Source organism: Sphingomonas sp. Leaf21, assembly GCF_916858675.1.
In the GTDB taxonomy this organism is placed as follows: domain Bacteria; phylum Pseudomonadota; class Alphaproteobacteria; order Sphingomonadales; family Sphingomonadaceae; genus Sphingomonas.
Map to the genome: position 1 here is coordinate 1 of NZ_CAKASM010000054.1, position 910 is coordinate 910.

The following is a 910-nucleotide window of genomic DNA, read 5'->3' on the forward strand; positions in this document are numbered from 1 at the left end:
CCCCGACGTCTGCGCCGACCGCCGAGGATGCGAAGAGCGCGGCTGCCATCGGTATGAAGGCCGACTATGCCTACGCGCGGGGCATCACGGGCAAGGGCGTGACGATCGCGATCGTCGATACCGGCATCGACCGTGATGGCCCGGAGTTCGCGGGCCGCATCTCGGCTGACAGTACAGCGTTCGACCAGAAGATCGCCCGCTGCGCGACCTGTCCGGGCGAGACGATCCGGTTCGAACTCGACGACAAGGACGGCCACGGCAGCAAGACCGCTGCGGTCGCCGCCGGTGCGCGCGATGGCAATGGCATGCACGGCGTGGCCTATGACGCCACCATCCTCGCGCTGAAGATCAGCGGTCCGAACCTCGAGGGCATCACCGCGGGTTCGACCGGCCCGATACCCGAATCGGATGCGCCGAACGTCGCCTTGATCGCGCCGGCGATCAGGTATGCGGTCGACAAGGGGGCCTTCGTGATCTCGATGAGCATCAACGGCTCGGGTGGCGGCGAGCAGATGTCCGCTGATCTGAAGTCGGCGATGGATCTAGTACGCGGCGGCAACCGGTTGTTCGTCGAGTCGGTGACGAACAACGTCGGCGAGGACAGCTTCTCGGGCAAGGTCGCGGCGAACCTCGTCGGCAAGGACCTGTCGAACAAGGACTGGTTCCTGTTCGGCATCCGCGTCGATGCGAACTTGCAGCCACCCAGCGGCAACGGCACGCCCGGCGCATTGGCGGACCGCACCCTGTCGGTCGTCGCGAGCAACGTCGCCACCGTGGACCAGAACGGCCAACAGGTCGTCGTGACGGGCAACAGCTTCGCGGCACCGGGGATCGCGGGGGCCGCGGCCCTGCTGAAGCAGTACTGGCCGCAGCTCGGCGGCCAAGAGATTAGCCGCATCATGCTCGACAC

Annotated in this window: 1 protein-coding gene; it reads left to right on the top strand. The window is 66.7% G+C overall.

What is annotated here, in order from left to right; translation table 11 throughout:
• Nucleotides 1-98: 98 nt before the first annotated feature.
• The coding region (locus LRP66_RS18195) for a S8 family serine peptidase (RefSeq protein ID WP_230484011.1) at nucleotides 99-910 on the top strand (812 nt) is incomplete at its 3' end.